Annotated in this window: 19 protein-coding genes; 14 read left to right on the top strand and 5 right to left on the bottom strand. The window is 53.7% G+C overall.

Annotation, left to right across the window (positions count from 1 at the left end; translation table 11 throughout):
* The first annotated feature begins 73 nt into the window (after positions 1-73).
* From KNP68_RS07415 to KNP68_RS07370, 10 genes are all read left to right on the top strand, one after another.
* Positions 74-544 carry a flavodoxin family protein gene (locus KNP68_RS07415; RefSeq protein ID WP_251131477.1) on the top strand — a complete coding sequence of 157 codons (471 nt, stop codon included), beginning with the start codon at positions 74-76 and terminating at the stop codon, positions 542-544.
* Positions 545-654: 110 nt separating this feature from the next.
* Positions 655-1,056: a hypothetical protein gene (locus KNP68_RS07410; RefSeq protein WP_214799215.1), complete on the top strand. Its 402-nt coding sequence runs from the start codon at positions 655-657 to the stop codon at positions 1,054-1,056.
* Positions 1,057-1,144: 88 nt separating this feature from the next.
* Positions 1,145-2,257, top strand: coding sequence for a M14 family metallopeptidase (locus KNP68_RS07405; protein ID WP_214756294.1), 1,113 nt, complete (start codon positions 1,145-1,147; stop codon positions 2,255-2,257).
* A gap of 86 nt (positions 2,258-2,343) precedes the next feature.
* The gene (locus KNP68_RS07400) at positions 2,344-3,144 is read left to right on the top strand and encodes an alpha/beta fold hydrolase (RefSeq protein WP_214756295.1); all 801 of its coding nucleotides are present in this window, start codon (positions 2,344-2,346) and stop codon (positions 3,142-3,144) included.
* Between the two features lie 387 nt (positions 3,145-3,531).
* Complete coding sequence (locus KNP68_RS07395; RefSeq protein WP_128123335.1) at positions 3,532-3,960, top strand: CBS domain-containing protein; 429 nt, start codon at positions 3,532-3,534, stop codon at positions 3,958-3,960.
* 76 nt (positions 3,961-4,036) lie between these two features.
* Positions 4,037-4,414 (top strand): hypothetical protein, encoded by a 378-nt coding sequence (locus tag KNP68_RS07390; protein ID WP_214799213.1) that lies wholly within the window; start codon positions 4,037-4,039, stop codon positions 4,412-4,414.
* Between the two features lie 144 nt (positions 4,415-4,558).
* Positions 4,559-5,290 carry a hypothetical protein gene (locus tag KNP68_RS07385; RefSeq protein ID WP_214799211.1) on the top strand — a complete coding sequence of 244 codons (732 nt, stop codon included), beginning with the start codon at positions 4,559-4,561 and terminating at the stop codon, positions 5,288-5,290.
* 195 nt (positions 5,291-5,485) lie between these two features.
* A complete protein-coding gene (locus tag KNP68_RS07380) occupies positions 5,486-6,220 on the top strand; it encodes a pentapeptide repeat-containing protein (protein ID WP_198922691.1) in 735 nt (244 codons plus the stop codon).
* Between the two features lie 337 nt (positions 6,221-6,557).
* The gene (locus tag KNP68_RS07375; RefSeq protein ID WP_214799209.1) at positions 6,558-7,061 is read left to right on the top strand and encodes a hypothetical protein; all 504 of its coding nucleotides are present in this window, start codon (positions 6,558-6,560) and stop codon (positions 7,059-7,061) included.
* Positions 7,058-7,948 (top strand): aldo/keto reductase, encoded by an 891-nt coding sequence (locus KNP68_RS07370; protein WP_029594980.1) that lies wholly within the window; start codon positions 7,058-7,060, stop codon positions 7,946-7,948. Before KNP68_RS07375 ends, KNP68_RS07370 begins: the two co-directional genes overlap by 4 nt.
* A gap of 106 nt (positions 7,949-8,054) precedes the next feature.
* Here KNP68_RS07370 and KNP68_RS07365 read toward each other — a convergent pair whose 3' ends face one another.
* Positions 8,055-9,749, bottom strand: coding sequence for a M3 family oligoendopeptidase (locus KNP68_RS07365; RefSeq protein WP_214756307.1), 1,695 nt, complete (start codon positions 9,747-9,749; stop codon positions 8,055-8,057).
* Between the two features lie 206 nt (positions 9,750-9,955).
* On the opposite strand from KNP68_RS07365, the gene KNP68_RS07360 reads away from it, so the two are divergent.
* Together KNP68_RS07360 and KNP68_RS07355 are read left to right on the top strand one after the other, a co-directional pair.
* The gene (locus tag KNP68_RS07360) at positions 9,956-10,456 is read left to right on the top strand and encodes a PTS sugar transporter subunit IIA (protein ID WP_029594982.1); all 501 of its coding nucleotides are present in this window, start codon (positions 9,956-9,958) and stop codon (positions 10,454-10,456) included.
* A gap of 86 nt (positions 10,457-10,542) precedes the next feature.
* Entirely contained in the window at positions 10,543-11,142 is a 600-nt protein-coding gene (locus tag KNP68_RS07355; protein ID WP_029594983.1) for a helix-turn-helix domain-containing protein, read from the top strand.
* A gap of 64 nt (positions 11,143-11,206) precedes the next feature.
* On the opposite strand, the gene KNP68_RS07350 is transcribed toward KNP68_RS07355, so the two are convergent.
* From KNP68_RS07350 to KNP68_RS07340, 3 genes are all read right to left on the bottom strand, one after another.
* The gene (locus tag KNP68_RS07350) at positions 11,207-11,632 is read right to left on the bottom strand and encodes a hypothetical protein (protein ID WP_021066529.1); all 426 of its coding nucleotides are present in this window, start codon (positions 11,630-11,632) and stop codon (positions 11,207-11,209) included.
* A gap of 63 nt (positions 11,633-11,695) precedes the next feature.
* Positions 11,696-12,889: an ABC transporter permease gene (locus KNP68_RS07345; RefSeq protein WP_214714114.1), complete on the bottom strand. Its 1,194-nt coding sequence runs from the start codon at positions 12,887-12,889 to the stop codon at positions 11,696-11,698.
* Positions 12,879-13,769, bottom strand: a complete 891-nt coding sequence (locus tag KNP68_RS07340; RefSeq protein WP_214714112.1) for an ABC transporter ATP-binding protein — start codon at positions 13,767-13,769, stop codon at positions 12,879-12,881. The genes KNP68_RS07345 and KNP68_RS07340 overlap by 11 nt, the downstream gene beginning before the upstream one ends.
* 117 nt (positions 13,770-13,886) lie before the next feature.
* On the opposite strand from KNP68_RS07340, the gene KNP68_RS07335 reads away from it, so the two are divergent.
* Positions 13,887-14,831 carry a VOC family protein gene (locus tag KNP68_RS07335; protein ID WP_214799206.1) on the top strand — a complete coding sequence of 315 codons (945 nt, stop codon included), beginning with the start codon at positions 13,887-13,889 and terminating at the stop codon, positions 14,829-14,831.
* On the top strand, positions 14,828-15,427 hold the full coding sequence (locus tag KNP68_RS07330) for an alpha/beta hydrolase (RefSeq protein ID WP_214799203.1): 600 nt from the start codon (positions 14,828-14,830) through the stop codon (positions 15,425-15,427). Before KNP68_RS07335 ends, KNP68_RS07330 begins: the two co-directional genes overlap by 4 nt.
* Here the strand turns inward: KNP68_RS07330 and KNP68_RS07325 are convergent.
* A complete protein-coding gene (locus tag KNP68_RS07325) occupies positions 15,424-15,912 on the bottom strand; it encodes a hypothetical protein (protein WP_029594986.1) in 489 nt (162 codons plus the stop codon). The genes KNP68_RS07330 and KNP68_RS07325 overlap by 4 nt on opposite strands.
* Between the last annotated feature and the right edge of the window lie 228 nt (positions 15,913-16,140).

Below are 16,140 nucleotides of genomic sequence, written 5' to 3'. Positions count from 1 at the left end.
GATGAGGTTCGGTTCATTAAGGGAACAGTCAACTGTAGACGTGTCGTGTTTTCGTGTAATGGAGGGATTCCCTATGAAAATCCTCATCATCTTTGACTCGATGTACGGGTGCACCGAAAAAGTCGCATATGCCATCAAGGACGGGTTCGGCGACTTGCACCGAGTTGACATCATGCAGATCAGCCACGTCGGGTACGGCGACCTTGCCAACCTCGATTTGTTCATCGTTGGCTCACCGACGCACGGCGGACGCGAGACCGAGGACGTGAAAACCTTTTTAGACGGCTTATCGGATCATGCGCTCCGGGGTATCCGGGCCGCGGCGTTCGATACGAGCATGGCTGAAGAAGATCAAGGCTTTTTCGTCGGAAAAATCGTCAAATGGTTCGGCCATGCCTCGACCCGGATTGAACGATTGCTGTTGGACAAGGGAGCGGAACCGGTGTTGAAAGAGTCGTTCATCGTTCTCGACAAGGAAGGGCCGCTCAAAGACGGAGAACTCGAGCGGGCGACCGAATGGGCTCGTCACTTGATGGACAAATAATCGGGCGTGTTCCTTATGGGACGCGTCTTTTTTTATGCGGATGTGACCGAAGCATCGGTAAAACGGGAAAATATAAAGGTAGCTCTGTTGCGTGGAACGGAGGGAGAACGATGAAAAAATGGGAACGTGACGTCCTCATCGGTTGGGTTGTCGTCTTGTTGGTGCTCGTCGCGCATTATGTCATCACGGTGTCGCTCGGCAACACGTATTTTGCCGAATCGACGCTCAATCGGATGCTTTGGTTCAGTAGTTTTCCGGCCTTTTTAATCGCTTTTCTCGCAGCCCTCTTTCAAAAAACAAACACGCTCACGCTGGCTGTCCGCCGTGGAGTCATCTGGACAGCCGAACTCATCGTTGGCTTCTCGCTCATGGCCTGGTTTTTCCGGGCGTTCGAGACGCTGTTCGTGAGTCCGGGTGCGTACTGGTTGTTTGGTGCCGTGCTGTTCGCCCTGCTCGTCTATTTGTTTGAGTTCCGCCGTCAAAACCGGGGTACGAAGGCCGGGGCCCATTAGGTGTCAGAAGATGTCTCCGGAAGGAGGCGTTTTTAGTCGGGTCAGGAATGGGAATGGGATACAGAAGATTAGAATGGAGGGAGTCACTATGAGTCAGTATTTTTCATCATCATACGAGGAGTCACGCGAGAAGTTTCTCGCCCTGCTCGACCGCGTCAAACCTTATTATCCGACCGCACGCGTGATGTCCCACTCGATTGGGGAAGACACAATCGATGTCATCATCGGTGAACCGGCGGGGTCACGCGAGGCGGTGCTCTTCATGACGATTGGCGAACACGGCATCGAAGGATATGCCGGAGCCGCTGTGACACACCAGTTCGTCGAGACGCAACTTCAACACGTCCGGCACGAATCGACCGGCATCTGTCTCATTCATGCCGTCAATCCGTGGGGGATGAAACACTTCCGCCGCGTCAATGAACATAACGCCGACTTGAATCGAAACTATGTCATCGACCGAGAGTCGCTCCCGCGTAACGTCAATAAAGAATATGAAATCATGCGTCACTTGTTCGTCCCAGACGGCGTCATCGATGACTATCACGAGGCGCGTGAACATATCTACTCGTTCCTCGGTTCTGGCATTAAACTCGACGGGTTCGCTGCGATGACAGAGGCGAAAGGGATGGGCCAATACCAGTTCCCTAAAGGTGTGTACTACGGCGGTGAGTCGGATGAGCCGTCCGCCATCTTCTTGAAAGAAGTGCAACACGATTTGCTTGATCGCTACGACCGCGTCGTCCATATGGACTGGCACACGGCGCTCGGCCCGACGAACGAGGTGACGATGGTCATCAGTGAACGGGACGGGCGTGACGTGGATGAACTGAAGCGGACGTACGGATTGAAAAATATCCAGACGTATGACCCGACCGACGTGCTCGGGGACTCGACGAACCATTTCTATTATGTGCGAGACACGCATCATCCCGATAAGAAACTCGTCTCGGCGTTGTTCGAGTTCGGGACGTTCGGGACGTCGACGAAAGCAACGATTCGCGAGTTTTTGACGATCATCCTCGAGAACCGGCTTTACTTTGAAGGGACGAAAGACCCGGAAGCCCGGAACGGCATTCGCAAAGAATTCATGGCCATGTTCTATCCGGAAGACGAGTCGTGGCGGACGTCTGTATTACGTGAAGGAGCGGGAGCAATCGAGCACGTCTTGAAAGCTGAATCGCTCTGGCGTGACAGTTGACAGGTTTCCACTTTGGTCAAACGGGAAAAGTTGGGTTGTGGGCAAATACGCACGCCGCTCAACAATCCAACTGGGGGTTTTGACCAATGGGGAACTATATTACGGCACATGATGGAACGAATATTTTTGTAGAGGACGTCGGGACAGGCGACGCCGTCGTCTTCCTGCACGGCTGGCCGGCGAACAACAACATGTTCGAGTATCAAAAGAATGCGCTGCTTGACGCAGGCTATCGCTACGTCGGGATCGACTATCGCGGCTACGGTAAGTCGGATGCACCGGCGACGGGCTATGACTATGCGACGATGGCGTCTGACGTGCACATGGTCGTCAACGGTCTCGGTGTCAAAGACTTCACGCTCGTTGGCTTTTCGATGGGCGGGGCCATCGCCATCCGTTACGCGGTTGATTTCCCAGATGACGGTTTGAAGAAGCTTGTCCTCTCCGGCGCCGCAGCGCCGGTGTTCACGCAACGTCCGGACTATCCGTACGGGATGACGCAAGCTGAGGTCGATGCGTTGATTGAGGACACAAAGAAAGACCGGCCGAAGATGCTCGAAGGCTTCGGTGAGATTTTCTTCGAGAAAGAACATTCGAAACCGACGCAAAACTGGTTCCATCATCTGTCGCTCGTCGCCTCGAGTCACGGGACAATCGCTTCGGCGAAAGCACTCCGCGACGAAGATTTGCGTGAAGATTTGTCAAAAGTGAACGTCGAGACGCTCATCATCCATGGGGTGCACGACAAAATTTGCCCGTTCGAGTTTGCGCTCGAGATGGAAAAAGGGATTCCGAACTCGCGCATCGAACGGTTCGAGGAGAGCGGTCACGGTACCGTCCTCGACGAGATGGACAAATTCAACAAGACGTTGCTCGAATTTATTTGAGTGAGACAAGCCTAGGACGTTCCTAGGCTTTTTTGATGGCCATCTGTAGCATGTTTGTTACGGTTTTTAAGGCTAGAATGACCTTCACTCGGGTATAGCAACAGTGAAGCCGTTTCGGGTGATTCCGTTTAGATTGGTCAATGATATAGGTGATACAAGATGTTTGATTCACGGTCAAGATTGGCTTTGGAGAAGCTGTTCGGGGCCGTGCCTGTTTGTGTGCTGTCACACAATGCGAATAGCTTGTCTGGAAACGCTTCATCAGAAAAATGAAATGAACCTCCTTTTGACAGAACAGATGCAGATTAGATGGTCAATTTGTGCTGACTAGACCCTAATACATGGTACAATGAAGAGGTGGATTTTTAGATTGAGGAGAGATTGTACATGAATATCGCTTTCTTTTTATATCCGAAAGAAGACGTCAAATATCTAGACCCGGAATCGACGGTGCGTCAAGCGCTCGAGAAGATGAAGCATCATCGCTTCACCTCGGTGCCGCTCGTATCCGAGAACGGCTTTTACGCCGGGACGATGACAGAAGGGGATTTACTCTGGGCACTCGCCGAACAGCTTCGCGGGGAAGAAGACTACGAAAAAGTGCTCCGGACACGGTTGAAAGACATCAAGCAACGCGTACGGTATAAGCCGGTCGCCATCACGGCGCAAATCGAGGAGCTCGTCGATGCGATCACCGACCAAAACTTCGTGCCGGTCGTCGATGACGGCAAGTATTTCATCGGCATCATCCGGCGCCGCGACATCATCGAGTACTACTCGACGAAGTTGAAACAGCTCGAGAATAAAGTGAACTGAGCGAACGGACCAACCTGTGTGAAAGCGGGTTGGTTTTTGTATGTGCGAATACTAGTAACGGGGAGGCGAACTATAGATGGAACCACGAGTCATTGAATCGATTGAGCTATGGTTTCAAGAGGCAGGGTCTGCGGAAGCAGTGAACTTCATCGATTTCATGCTGTATTTGAATGAATCGGCGTATTCGTTGCTTCACCGAGACACGTTACATGGTATCTTCACCTATCAGATCCGCTACCAAGACGGGACCTCTCAGTCTGTCTCGTACGATAAAGACGAGTGGGTCGCCCATGAACGGAATGAATGGCAAACCGGTATGAGCGGCGGTGAGTGGGTATGGTGGCTCGTCGAGCGATGGCGTTTTGTCGTGGAGTGGTGGAGCGGACGGGACTTCCGGACGGGTGACGAGATAGAAGAGAACTTCTATGGGATGATCCCATACGGTGAAGTTTAAGACCTTGATATTCTGCTATATACAATTATTGGAAATGGCGGCCTCAACACAAAAGCGTTAATCAAAGAGGGGTATTACAATGACCCGCTGCTACATGAATGGATTGTCATTCCCGAGTCGACGGACAGCCTACGACCGCTCGTCTTGGCCTTCTGTTACAACAAAGGGATTCTGGAGACACCCCGAACCATTGAGCGGATTGAAGTGACGTTCACCGATGTGACGACAGGAGCGGTCCAATCACTTGCGAGTGCACTCGAAGCGTATGAGAAACCGGCAGATCTCGATTTAGATGATATGAGGTATCGCCATGACATGTTTTATCGCGACGAGTCCATTCAAGGGACGATTCGTTATGAGGTGACGTATCAAGGCGGAAGGGTCCAATTCGTCGAGCATGACAAATCAGAAATGTTCATGGATTGGGACATGGCGTTGATCAATTGGTTTTTCGAGCATTGGCGAAAACTGTACGAAGCTTATGCCGAAAAATCGTTTCCATCAGGTCGACCGTTGCAACGCTTTGAATCGGGCTATGATTATTGGAAAGCCAGACTGTCACCGGAAGCGTGGGACGAGCTCATTCATTCAACAGACCCTTTTGACCAGCGGCTTTTAACGGATCGGAAACCGCATGACGAGATTCAAAGAGCAAAAGAACAGTTTGAGATGATGTTCCATCAAACAGCGGAACTCCATCTCGAAAATTTGCGTCACGGATTCTATGTTGATCACCTATTGGAACAACGCATCGACGTCGAAAGTTCGTTCGATGCTGTGATTGCGCTTTACGAAGAAATATCCGAGGCAGAGCAGAAAAGGCGAACGAGGGAGCAACTGCTTTATGGGGAAAAGGATGAAGGCAAACTTGATTGATTGAATAAAGGCTATGGAAAAATAGGGACATTCCTTATACTTGTACGTATAGAGTCAAGACATACAATGAAGGAGTGACAATGAATGGCGATGCCCGATCTGCATATGCTGCGTGAATCGCTCAAACCGGATTGTGCGAATTGTTTCGGTCTCTGTTGTGTGGCGTTCCACTACTTGAAATCTGAGGATTTCCCCATGGATAAACCCGCAGGACAGCCGTGTGTCCATTTGGCAGATTCGTATGCCTGCAACATCCATTCCGAACTGCGTGAGCGGGGCTTCAAAGGATGTACGGTGTACGACTGTCTCGGGGCCGGGCAGTTCGTGTCACAAGTGACGTTTCACGGACGAAGCTGGCGGGAGGGGGAGGTCGATGGGACGCGCATGTTCGCGACGGTGCCAATCATGAGCCAAGTCCATGAGCTGTTGCTCTACATCACTGACATCCTGACCCGGGAGATCCCTGAGCACGATGCTCGGTTACTCGAGACGTTATTGGAAGAGCTACTGGCTTTCCGTGAGTTGCCGCCTGAACAGTTGACCGGGACGGCGCTGATGGCATTCCGACAACAAGTCCGCCCGTTGTTCGTCCGACTCAGTCAGCACATACGTGCGGAAGGATTGAAACAGGACGGCCTGACGTTGACGTCACGACACGAGCAAGATCGGGCCGATTTGATTGGACGAAACGTGAGTCAGCGTGACGTGAGAGGCACGTGTTATCGAGGCGCCTTGTTGATTGGTGCTAACTTACGTGGGAAAGACCTGTCCTATGTCGATTTCATGGGGGCAGACGTGCGAGATTTGGACGTGCGAGGAGCAACGTTGACTGATAGTCTGTTTTTGACACAGATGCAAGTGAACGCGATGAAAGGGGACCGGCAGACAAGACTGGCACCCGTTTACACGCGACCGAGCCACTGGCTGTAACGCAAGAGACGACTTCCATGTAGGAAAGTCGTCTTTTTTGAGTACATGAGTATTACGAAAGCGGTGGGAAATGGGGGAGCACATATTCACCAAGCTCCTCGATGACCTCGTCTGGGTCATACCCCAAATTGACATTGAGTCTGACCTGAATCGTGCCAATCACTGAGCACTTGTTGCTGGGAAAATGGGGACTGGGATAATACTTCCAACCGATTTTGGATATGATGTGTGCCTGGGGAAGACGTGATCTCCTGATGAAACGGTTGCTCGTGCCGAGCAGCCGTTTTTTGTTGCCTTATGTCGGGTACAGTCTCAAGAGACAAAGGAGGGGGCAACTATGGATATGAAGACATATCGATTTGAAGATGACGGCTCGATTCCGAACAATCCAGATTTTCCGGTGCTGTTATATCGGGGCGTGTTCGACGAGACGGACGGCATGCAGGCGACGTTTGAACATAACGGCTGGGGGAACAGCTGGGTGAACGGCGTGTTCGATTACCATCACTACCACAGTAATACGCATGAAGTGCTGGGCGTGAAGTCGGGCCGGGCGACGGTCCAACTCGGCGGTGCGACGGGAGACCTCGTTTCACTTGAAATGGGAGACGTCTTGATTTTACCGGCCGGGACGGGACATCGCCGTCTCGAGGCGAGTGCAGACTTCGCCATCGTCGGTGCGTATCCGGACGGGCGCGACTACGATACGTTGACCGGGAAACCGGGAGAACGACCGGACAATATCCTACGCATCGAACGAGTCGACAAACCGGCGACCGATCCTGTTTTCGGGACGACCGGACCGTTACATGAACAATGGACGAAGGAGGAGATGGCATGAACCGCATACCACACACATTGATTTTGGCGGCACTGAAACAACACGTGGCTGAACTGCCGGACGGCCGTGAAATGAGAGTCCTTGGGCAAGGCACGTGGCGCATGGGGGAAGACGAATCGAAACGGGATGCCGAGATCGAGGCACTCCGGACGGGACTCGACTGCGGATTACACGTCATCGATACGGCGGAGATGTACGGGGAAGGAAAATCGGAGGCGCTCGTCGGCGAAGCAATCCAAGACCGGCGGGAAGACGTGTTCCTCGTGTCGAAAGTGTATCCACATAACGCCGGGGGCGACAAACTGGTCCAGGCGTGTGACGCCACGCTCGAACGGCTAGGTACCGATTATCTCGACCTCTATTTGCTCCATTGGCGCGGGAACATCCCGCTCGAGGAGACGGTCGATGGGCTCGAACAGTTGAAGGCGGACGGGAAGATCCGGGCGTGGGGCGTGTCGAACTTTGATGTCGACGATATGAAGGAGTTGCTCGCCTTGCCGAACGGGAAACATTGCGCCGTCAACCAAGTGCTGTATCATCTCGGCAGCCGCGGCGTCGAATACGACTTGTTGCCATTTTTACAGGAGCAAGGCATCCCGATGATGGCTTACGCCCCACTCGCCGAAGGAAGCGATGTGAAAGAGAAAGTCTTCAACGATGAGACGGTAAACCAGATCGCCAAAGCGTACAGTGCGACACCGGCCCAAACCTTGCTTGCGTGGACAGTGCGGAGTGGCAACGTCATCGCCATCCCGAAAGCAGGGCAGAAAGCCCACGTCGAAGAGAACGGCGCGGCGATGCTTCTCAACCTGAGCGAGGATGACTTCAATGCGCTCGACGAGGCGTTCCCGCCACCGAGTGGGAAAGAACCGTTAGATGTGATTTGAAGACCACAGGCGAGCTCACTGGCTCAACTGTTGTTGCGCATTCATCTGAATGTATTCCTAAGCAAGCACGAGAAAACCCACTCACACTGACGTGAGTGGGTTCGTTTTAGTTCGCTAACGGATGCTTCAACAGGTAGTCTTCAATCTGTCCAATCGTCTGTTTCAACACGCCGTCCTCAAACGGCGACTTGAGTCCGGCCAACTCGACGAGCTCGAGGAACGAGCGGCTGCCGCCGGCTTGGCAGAGCGTGAGGTAATCGCTCCACGCTGCTTCACGGTCTTCATGCATGCGCACCCAGAACTGGAAGGCACACACTTGCGCGAGCGTGTAGTCGATATAGTAGAACGGGCTTTGGAAGATGTGCCCTTGTTGGTGCCACCAAGCTCCTGACTCGAGATAACCGTTCGTCTCATAGTCACGGTGCGGGAGGTACACTTTTTCAAGGTCACGCCATGCCTGGCGACGCTCAGCGGCCGTCATTTCTGGGTTGCGGTAGACGACGTGCTGGAACTCATCGACGAGGACGCCGTATGGCAAGAATGTGATGCTTCCGGCCAAGTGATTGAACTTGTACTTGTCGACTTGGTCGCCGAAGAATAGCTCCATCCACGGCCAGCAGAAGAATTCCATCGACATCGAGTGAATCTCGCACGCCTCGTATGTCGGGAACGCGTATTCTGGCGTCGTCAAATGACGGCTCTCGTACACTTGGAAGGCGTGACCGACCTCATGTGTGAGCACGTCGATGTCGCCGGCCGTCCCGTTGAAGTTCGAGAAGATGAACGGGAGACCTTCTGACGGGAGGTACGTGCAGTACCCGCCACCGGACTTGCCCGGTTTCGCCGTAAGATCGAGAGCGCCGCGCTGTTGCATGAACTGGAAGAACTCGTCCGTCTCTTTCGAGAGTTCGCGGTACATCGTGTTCCCACCCTCGATGATAAACGCCTCGTCGCCTTTCGGTGTCGCGTTGCCGTCCGGGAAGACGAACGACTCGTCGTAGTACGTGAGCGTGTCGACACCGATCCGTTTCGCCTGCTTCTCTTTTAACGTCGTCGCGAGCGGGACGATGACGTCGCGCACTTGCTTGCGGAAGTTGTCGACGTTTGACTCGTCATAGCCGACACGTTGCATCCGGGCGTAACCGAGCTCAACGAACGACGGGAAGCCGAGCGTGTGAGCGATGTCGGTCCGGACGCGTACGAGTTCACCATAAATGCGGTCGAGTTCGTCGCCGTTGTCGGCGAGATATGTATAACGGGCCTCGGACGCCGCTTTTCGAACTGAACGGTCAGGAGATTGCAGATACGGGCCGAACTGGGACAAGTTGAGCGTCTTGCCGTCGAATTCGATTTGGGCCGCCGACATGACTTTCTGATAAGCGGTCGCCAATCGGTTCTCTTCTTGAAGTTTCGGGATGAGCGACTCTTCGAACGTCTTGAGGGCGCGCTCGGCAAGTTCGAACAACTGGCTGCCCCATTCCTGTTCGAGTTGGTTGCGAAGGTCGTGCTCGGTCAAGACCCGATAATACGCTTGCACTTCTTTCTCGTACACCGGCAAGGCATCGTCAAAAAACGTCTGCTCGGCCTCGTAGAACGCATCGCGCGTGTCGATCGAGTGGCGGATCGAGACGAGCTGACTTTGCGTCTCGAATTCGTTCCGTTCCTGGTTGATTTGGCGAATCAATTCGTTCGCTTCCTCGAGTGTGCTGGCTTGTTGCAATTCGACTGAATAGTCCGACAATCGGCTGTTTAGAGCCTCCAAATTGGGCCGTTCATATGACAATTTTGTGAAAGTCGTCATTGTAAGCGCCTCCATCGTGTGAAATTTTTATAAAGTGTAAAAAGGGCTTGCAAAAGCGGTTGCACACTCGTATTCTTACGATGTGTAAACGAATTCGCACTACCTTATTACAACTATACCGTTTCTAGGGTAGGGATTGAAGAGGAAGCTTTTCGGGTATAAAAGCTAAGACTTTGATTAACAGAACATGTTGGAGGGATTAAGCTATGGGATTCTTTAAAAAACTATTCGGTGGTAAAGAAGAACAACTTAACGCGGTTTCACCGCTTACAGGGAAGGTCATTGACATCACAAACGTTCCTGACCAAGTGTTCTCGCAAAAAATGATGGGTGACGGTATCGCCGTCGAACCGACAGATGGTAAAGTCGTTTCGCCGGTCAACGGTACAATCGCGACTGTCTTCCCGACAAAACACGCGATTGGGATCAACGCTGACAACGGTGCCGAGTACTTGATTCACATCGGTCTCGACACGGTCAACCTTAAAGGTGAAGGCTTCGAAACGCACGTGACAGAAGGTCAAGCGGTTAAAGCTGGCGACACGCTCGTCACATTCGACCTCGACTTCATCAAAGCGAACGCGCCGTCGACGATCACACCAGTGATCATCACGAACCACGACAGCTTTGGCGTCAACAAACTCGTTGCTGAAGGCGACACGGTCACAGCCGGTTCTTCAGAAGTCGTCGAATTGACGAAAAAATAAGTTGCACATTTTACTCGGAGGCATACGCTTCCGAGTATTTTTTTATGGATTCGGGAACTATACTAAGAAGAGAGGGGGAGAGACACATGGATGGAAAGAACGCACCGTATCGGGGGTATGGGGATCGGATTCGAATTTTACGTGAGCGGGCCGGCATCTCGGTCGAGGCACTCGCCGACCGCATCGGCGTCGCCCCGTACTTTATTCGCCGGACCGAGCTGAGTGAAGTCTACCCGACGATGCCTTACATAGAGGCGCTCGCCGAGGCGCTCAAGATCGACGCGAACTATTTGGCCCGCCATATTTGGACGGGTGAGTCGCTCAAAGTGCTCATGAAAGGAACGGTCCCGGAGCTCGAACAGATGAAGCTCGCCTACGATGAGGCGATGCACGGCAAGTCGACCGAGGACATGCAACGTCAGCTCGAGGCGCGCATGCGCATCTTCGACTTGATGCACGAGGAAGAACTCCGTCGCATCTTTGCCGAAGACGAGGAACCGACGTCACATCAAGCGCTCGAGGCGCTCGTCGATGCTGTGCTCGACCTAGGCCGCTCGCACGAACCGACGCAACGGATTGTTCCGTTCGCTCGCTATATCGAGCAGCTCGTACCGGACCAGTTCGTCGACAACTCGTTCCAATACACGGAGTTCGGGGTCATCGCTAAATCGTATAAATTGCAGTGACAGCCGTGGGAGACCACGGTTTTTGCATACAAAAACAGCCGCTCCGAGGAACGGCTGTTTTCTGTTAACGCGCCATGCGCGCGTCGTAGCGTACTTTCGGTCGTGTCCCGGCAAGTAGGAAGCCGAGCACGATATTGAGAATCGTGAGCACCCAGCCGACGTAACCGAACGTGTAGGCTAGGCTCGCGAGCATCGTCTGCCAGTCGAGTAAGGACGCGGCGTCACCACGAACGGTGAAGCGGATTGCGGTGAATCCGATGAGCGTCGTCGCTGTGATCAAGATGCCAATCCACGCGCCGCCGAACCGCGACGTCTCCGGACGCCGGCTGACCGGATACCAAAAAGCGAGCGTCCCGAGGAACGTGCTTCCTGCGTATGCGAGCAAGATTTGCCACAGCGCATCGGCGTCCAAGAAGACGGTATAACAGATGAACGTCGTGAGCGTCGTCATGAAAGTAAAGATTAAAGCTGCGAGTAATCGTGATCGCATAGTTCGTTTCCTCCTCATTTTGCACATTCTTTAGAGTATACGAAAACGAAAATGCTGTAAACGTTATTGTCGATTCTGTAATATTTGTCGCCATTGTTTAATCGCATTGTTGCCGTAGAACAAGACGCCGCCGCGATAAAATTTCGAGCCGACCCACAAAATCACACCGATTGTGGCGATCATGATGCCGATTGATAACGCGACTTCCCACACCGGCACGTCGACGAGCATGACGCGAAGGAACATGAGCATCGGCGTGAAGAACGGCACGTACGACAGGATCGTGACGATCGGTGCCTCCGGATTGTTCAAGCCGAACATGGCGGCGAGGAACCCGGCGACCAGCAGCATGATGACCGGCATCGTCATCTGTTGCGACTCCTCGACCCGGCTGACGAGCGAGCCGAGCACGGCGAACATGGCCGCATAGAGCAGGTAGCCGAGCGTGAAGAACGTCAACAGATAGACGACGGCGCGGACGTTGCCGGCGTTGTCGATGACCGACTGGGCCATCTCGTTGCTGCGGGCGCTGAAGTAACCGAAGCCGAGGAAGATGGCGATTTGGAGCAGGGCGAGCGTCCCGATGGCCGAGATTTTAGCGAGCATATGCGTCACCGGGTGCGTCGTCGAGATGATGAGCTCCATGACACGCGACGATTTCTCGGTCGTGACCTCGGTCGAGATCATCGATCCGTACGTGATGATTGAGATGTAGAGCAACATGAGCATGACATAGACGAAGGCGAACGACGAGAACAGCTCGTCCGAGTTTTCTCCGCCGCGGCCGAGATACGATTCCTCGACCGTCACGGGTTCATTCAACGCCGCGAGGACGGTTGGGTCGATGTTCGACGCCTCAATCAGCTCGGCGTTCCGGACTTCCCGCAGCGCCGTCTGTAGTACCGTCGTGAAATCCGGTTCCGGCCGTTCCGAGAGGACGCGGGCCGAGTCCTCTTCGATGAAGGCGACGATCTCATAGTCCCCGTTATCGAGCCCGGCACGTGCCTCGGACTCGCTGATGGACGCCGACTCGATATCTTCATAGCCGAGAGACTGCATGAGCGTCGTCAGTTCGTTATTGTCGGTGACGAGGATGGCTTGCGCCTGGTCAGTGTCCTCGAAGTTCGCGAGCAAGCGGTCGATGTTCGTAAAACCGAAGATGAACAGGATTGTCAACAGCGTCGAGATGAGGAACGCCTTCGAGCGCAGTTTCGAGCGTAACGTGAACGAGTAGAGTGGTCCGAAGTTATGAAACATGTTGGCCGACCTCCTTGATGAAGATGTCGTTTAATGAAACGGGCTGGCGCATGAACGTCTTGATGGCGGCCCCGTTCACCACGAGGGCACCGAGCACCGCGTCGCTGTCGTCGAACGAGTCGAGGCGGACGAAGTGGCCATCTTTATATGGCTCGACCGCCCGGACGACCGGGAGGGCTTGCAACAGGTCCGGTCGATCGGTTTCAATGAACAGTACCGGCTCCTCATAGCGTGTCTTGATTGTAGGTACGTCGCCGCTGACGACGGCACGTCCACCTTTCAAGATGCCGATATGTTGGCACAACTCCTCGACGTGCTCCATCCGATGGCTCGAGAAGACGATTGTCGTCCCGGCGTCACGGAGGGCGAGCACTTCACGCTTTAAAATCTCGACGTTGACCGGGTCGAGTCCGCTGAACGGTTCATCGAGAATGAGCAGCTCCGGGTTGTGGAGCAGGGCGGCCACGAGTTGAATCTTTTGTTGGTTCCCTTTGGACAGTTGTTCGACGCGCATCGTTTCATACTGCGGGATTTCGAGCCGTTCGAGCCACGTCTTGACGGCTCGTTTCGCCTCGGCCTGCCGCATGCCTTTCAAGCTTGCTAAGAAGACGAGCTGGTCACGAACGGGTGACTTTGGATACAGGCCTCGTTCTTCCGGCAGATAGCCGACGATGCGATGGTCGACGTTGCGGCCATCCCACGTAATCGTTCCGGCACTCGGTTTGAGGATATCGAGAATCATGCGGAACGTCGTCGTCTTCCCGGCGCCGTTCGCCCCGAGCAGGCCGAACATCTCACCTTTCGGGACGTGGAAGCTCAAGTCATCGACGGCCGTGAAGTCGCCGAATTGTTTCGAGACACGATCGATTTGTAACGTCATCATATGTACCTCCTTATAAGTGTCTACTATTAGCGTACGCCATGCTGAGCAAAAAGTTTCACATTTCTTCGAAAATGATTTATCTTGAAATCAAGATAATAATAAGGAGGACATGACATGACAAAGCAATCAGCGGGCATCCATCACATTTCAGCGATGGTGAAAGACCCACAACGTACATTAGATTTTTATGGGAATGTCCTCGGACTTCGATTCGTCAAACAGACGGTCAACTTCGACGACCCGGGCACGTACCACCTCTATTTCGGGGACGAGCAAGGGTCACCGGGGACGGTCATCACGTTCTTCCCGATCCCTGGGATCGGCAAAGGTAGCGTCGGCAGCGGACAGGTCGGTGTCACGGCCTATCTCGTCCCGGAAGGCAGTCTGTTGTTCTGGGAGAAACGATTGAACGACCATGGCGTCGGCACGGTCGCGACCGAGCGCTTCGGCGAGCCGTCGCTCCTGTTTGAAGACCCGGACGGACTCGTCGTCGAGCTTGTCGCCCGGACCAGTACGAAACAGACAAGTTGGGTCGTGCCGGGCGTGACATCACGCGAGGCGATTGTTGGTTTTGCCGGGGCGACGCTGTTGTCGAAAGACCCGGAGGCGACGGTTCGCCTGTTGACGGGGCTGTTTGGCTTTGAGACGGTAGGGGAAGATTCAGAATGGATTCGCCTTGAGGCGACGGCCGACTACGGCAACGTCATCGACGTGAAAAAGACCATCCTGCCGAACGGGGTTCCTGGTTCGGGGACAGTCCATCATATCGCCTGGCGCATCAATGATGGGGAAGACTATGCCTCATGGCAAGACGCCATCTTCGAGCTCGGGCTACGCCCGACCGAAGTGAAAGAGCGTCACTATTTCAGCTCGGTCTACTTCCATGACGGCGGCCGGATTCTTCACGAACTGGCGACCGACGCTCCTGGCTTTTTGATCGATGAGAGCTTGGAGGGCCTCGGCTCGACACTCAAACTCCCGGCTTGGTTCGAACAAGACCGCGAGGCGATCACTCGCACGTTACCGACGATTACAATCCCGAGAGGAGACATGACATGATTCATCAATTCATCAAAGGCACGACCGAGACGACACTCGTTTTATTGCACGGAACAGGAGGGACAGAACAGGACTTGATTCCGCTCGCTCGAATCCTCGCCCCGGAGGCAAACATTTTGACGCTGCGCGGTGACGTCCTCGAGAACGGCATGTCCCGTTTCTTCCGACGTCACGCGGAAGGCGTACTCGACCTCGAGGACTTGAAGAAACAGACGGAACGGTTCTTGACGTTCTTGGATGACGCCACGACAGAGTACGGCATCGACCGGGACAAGATGATTCCGCTCGGTTATTCGAACGGCGCCAACTTGATCGGCTCGGCGCTGTACCGACAAAACGCATTCCACGCGTCGCTCTTATTCCACCCGATGGTCCCGGACCGCTCGCTCACGTTACTGGACCTCGCTGGTGCGAACGTGTTTATCTCGGCCGGAGAACGTGACCCGATTTGCCCGAAAACAGAAACAGAAGAGCTCACGTCGACGCTACGGGGTGCCGGAGCGGACGTCGAACTCTTCTATCACGGAGGTGGGCACGAGCTGCGCATGGAAGAAGTCGAGGCAGCTCGGGCATGGCTAGAACCGTTCCTCGGTTAAGCCATCTTCTTCGGTTTCGGTGGTCTCGAATAGACGACGAGCACACCTCGATCAATCAAATAGGCGGCGAACAGACGTTTCGCCTCTTCAGAACGAACGGTTCGGTCGATTTGGATATACAATCGGCCGAGCTTTTTTTGTGACGTGCGGGTCAATAACCAGATGGAGTCAAGCGTGTACTGCCAACCGCGGAGCGTATCCGCGCCGATGTACATATACCGGTTCGATGTGCGCTCAAGCAGATAATTAAGCCACCAGACGTCCCGGGCGAGCTTCATGGCGACACCGATGAAGAACGAGATGAACACGAATGACAGGGCAGACAGAATCGGATGGATGGCGGTAAATCGTTCCCGGATGGGTTCGAAGGCGACGATGAGCAGTCCGACGGAAAAGGCGCCGGTGAACCACCAAAATCCGAAGTTAGAGAATGAACGTTTCGGGTCATGCACCATATGATGACGGTTACGGATGACGGAAGCCATTCTCCACACCTCCTTTTATTAGAATATTCTGATTATTTAGTAAGACTACTATACTATACTGTACCCACTCTCGTCTATTTGAATACGCGTGAAACGTGCTCTAGCTTGAAGATTTCTTGACGTTTCGGCTTGCGGAGGGCAAATCCGGGGAATGATGACAGTGAAGTCATCATTTTTTTGTGGAATCGTAATTTCATCAGCTCAAAAAATCGGCTATGATGGATGAGG

Source organism: Exiguobacterium sp. s50 (genome assembly GCF_018618175.1).
Taxonomy (GTDB): domain Bacteria; phylum Bacillota; class Bacilli; order Exiguobacteriales; family Exiguobacteriaceae; genus Exiguobacterium; species Exiguobacterium chiriqhucha.
The sequence above is the reverse complement of the archived record's forward strand: the minus strand, read 5'-3'. Positions and strand labels throughout refer to the sequence as shown.

Excerpts from the sequence above, each read along its gene's own strand:
- KNP68_RS07415 (WP_251131477.1), top strand. The coding sequence starts at position 74 with ATGAAAATCCTCATCATCTTTGACTCGATGTACGGGTGCACCGAAAAA.
- KNP68_RS07410 (WP_214799215.1), top strand. The coding sequence starts at position 655 with ATGAAAAAATGGGAACGTGACGTCCTCATCGGTTGGGTTGTCGTCTTG.
- KNP68_RS07405 (WP_214756294.1), top strand. The coding sequence starts at position 1,145 with ATGAGTCAGTATTTTTCATCATCATACGAGGAGTCACGCGAGAAGTTT.
- KNP68_RS07400 (WP_214756295.1), top strand. The coding sequence starts at position 2,344 with ATGGGGAACTATATTACGGCACATGATGGAACGAATATTTTTGTAGAG.
- KNP68_RS07395 (WP_128123335.1), top strand. The coding sequence starts at position 3,532 with ATGAATATCGCTTTCTTTTTATATCCGAAAGAAGACGTCAAATATCTA.
- KNP68_RS07390 (WP_214799213.1), top strand. The coding sequence starts at position 4,037 with ATGGAACCACGAGTCATTGAATCGATTGAGCTATGGTTTCAAGAGGCA.
- KNP68_RS07380 (WP_198922691.1), top strand. The coding sequence starts at position 5,486 with ATGGATAAACCCGCAGGACAGCCGTGTGTCCATTTGGCAGATTCGTAT.
- KNP68_RS07375 (WP_214799209.1), top strand. The coding sequence starts at position 6,558 with ATGGATATGAAGACATATCGATTTGAAGATGACGGCTCGATTCCGAAC.
- KNP68_RS07370 (WP_029594980.1), top strand. The coding sequence starts at position 7,058 with ATGAACCGCATACCACACACATTGATTTTGGCGGCACTGAAACAACAC.
- KNP68_RS07365 (WP_214756307.1), bottom strand. The coding sequence starts at position 9,749 with ATGACGACTTTCACAAAATTGTCATATGAACGGCCCAATTTGGAGGCT.
- KNP68_RS07360 (WP_029594982.1), top strand. The coding sequence starts at position 9,956 with ATGGGATTCTTTAAAAAACTATTCGGTGGTAAAGAAGAACAACTTAAC.
- KNP68_RS07355 (WP_029594983.1), top strand. The coding sequence starts at position 10,543 with ATGGATGGAAAGAACGCACCGTATCGGGGGTATGGGGATCGGATTCGA.
- KNP68_RS07350 (WP_021066529.1), bottom strand. The coding sequence starts at position 11,632 with ATGCGATCACGATTACTCGCAGCTTTAATCTTTACTTTCATGACGACG.
- KNP68_RS07345 (WP_214714114.1), bottom strand. The coding sequence starts at position 12,889 with ATGTTTCATAACTTCGGACCACTCTACTCGTTCACGTTACGCTCGAAA.
- KNP68_RS07340 (WP_214714112.1), bottom strand. The coding sequence starts at position 13,769 with ATGACGTTACAAATCGATCGTGTCTCGAAACAATTCGGCGACTTCACG.
- KNP68_RS07335 (WP_214799206.1), top strand. The coding sequence starts at position 13,887 with ATGACAAAGCAATCAGCGGGCATCCATCACATTTCAGCGATGGTGAAA.
- KNP68_RS07330 (WP_214799203.1), top strand. The coding sequence starts at position 14,828 with ATGATTCATCAATTCATCAAAGGCACGACCGAGACGACACTCGTTTTA.
- KNP68_RS07325 (WP_029594986.1), bottom strand. The coding sequence starts at position 15,912 with ATGGCTTCCGTCATCCGTAACCGTCATCATATGGTGCATGACCCGAAA.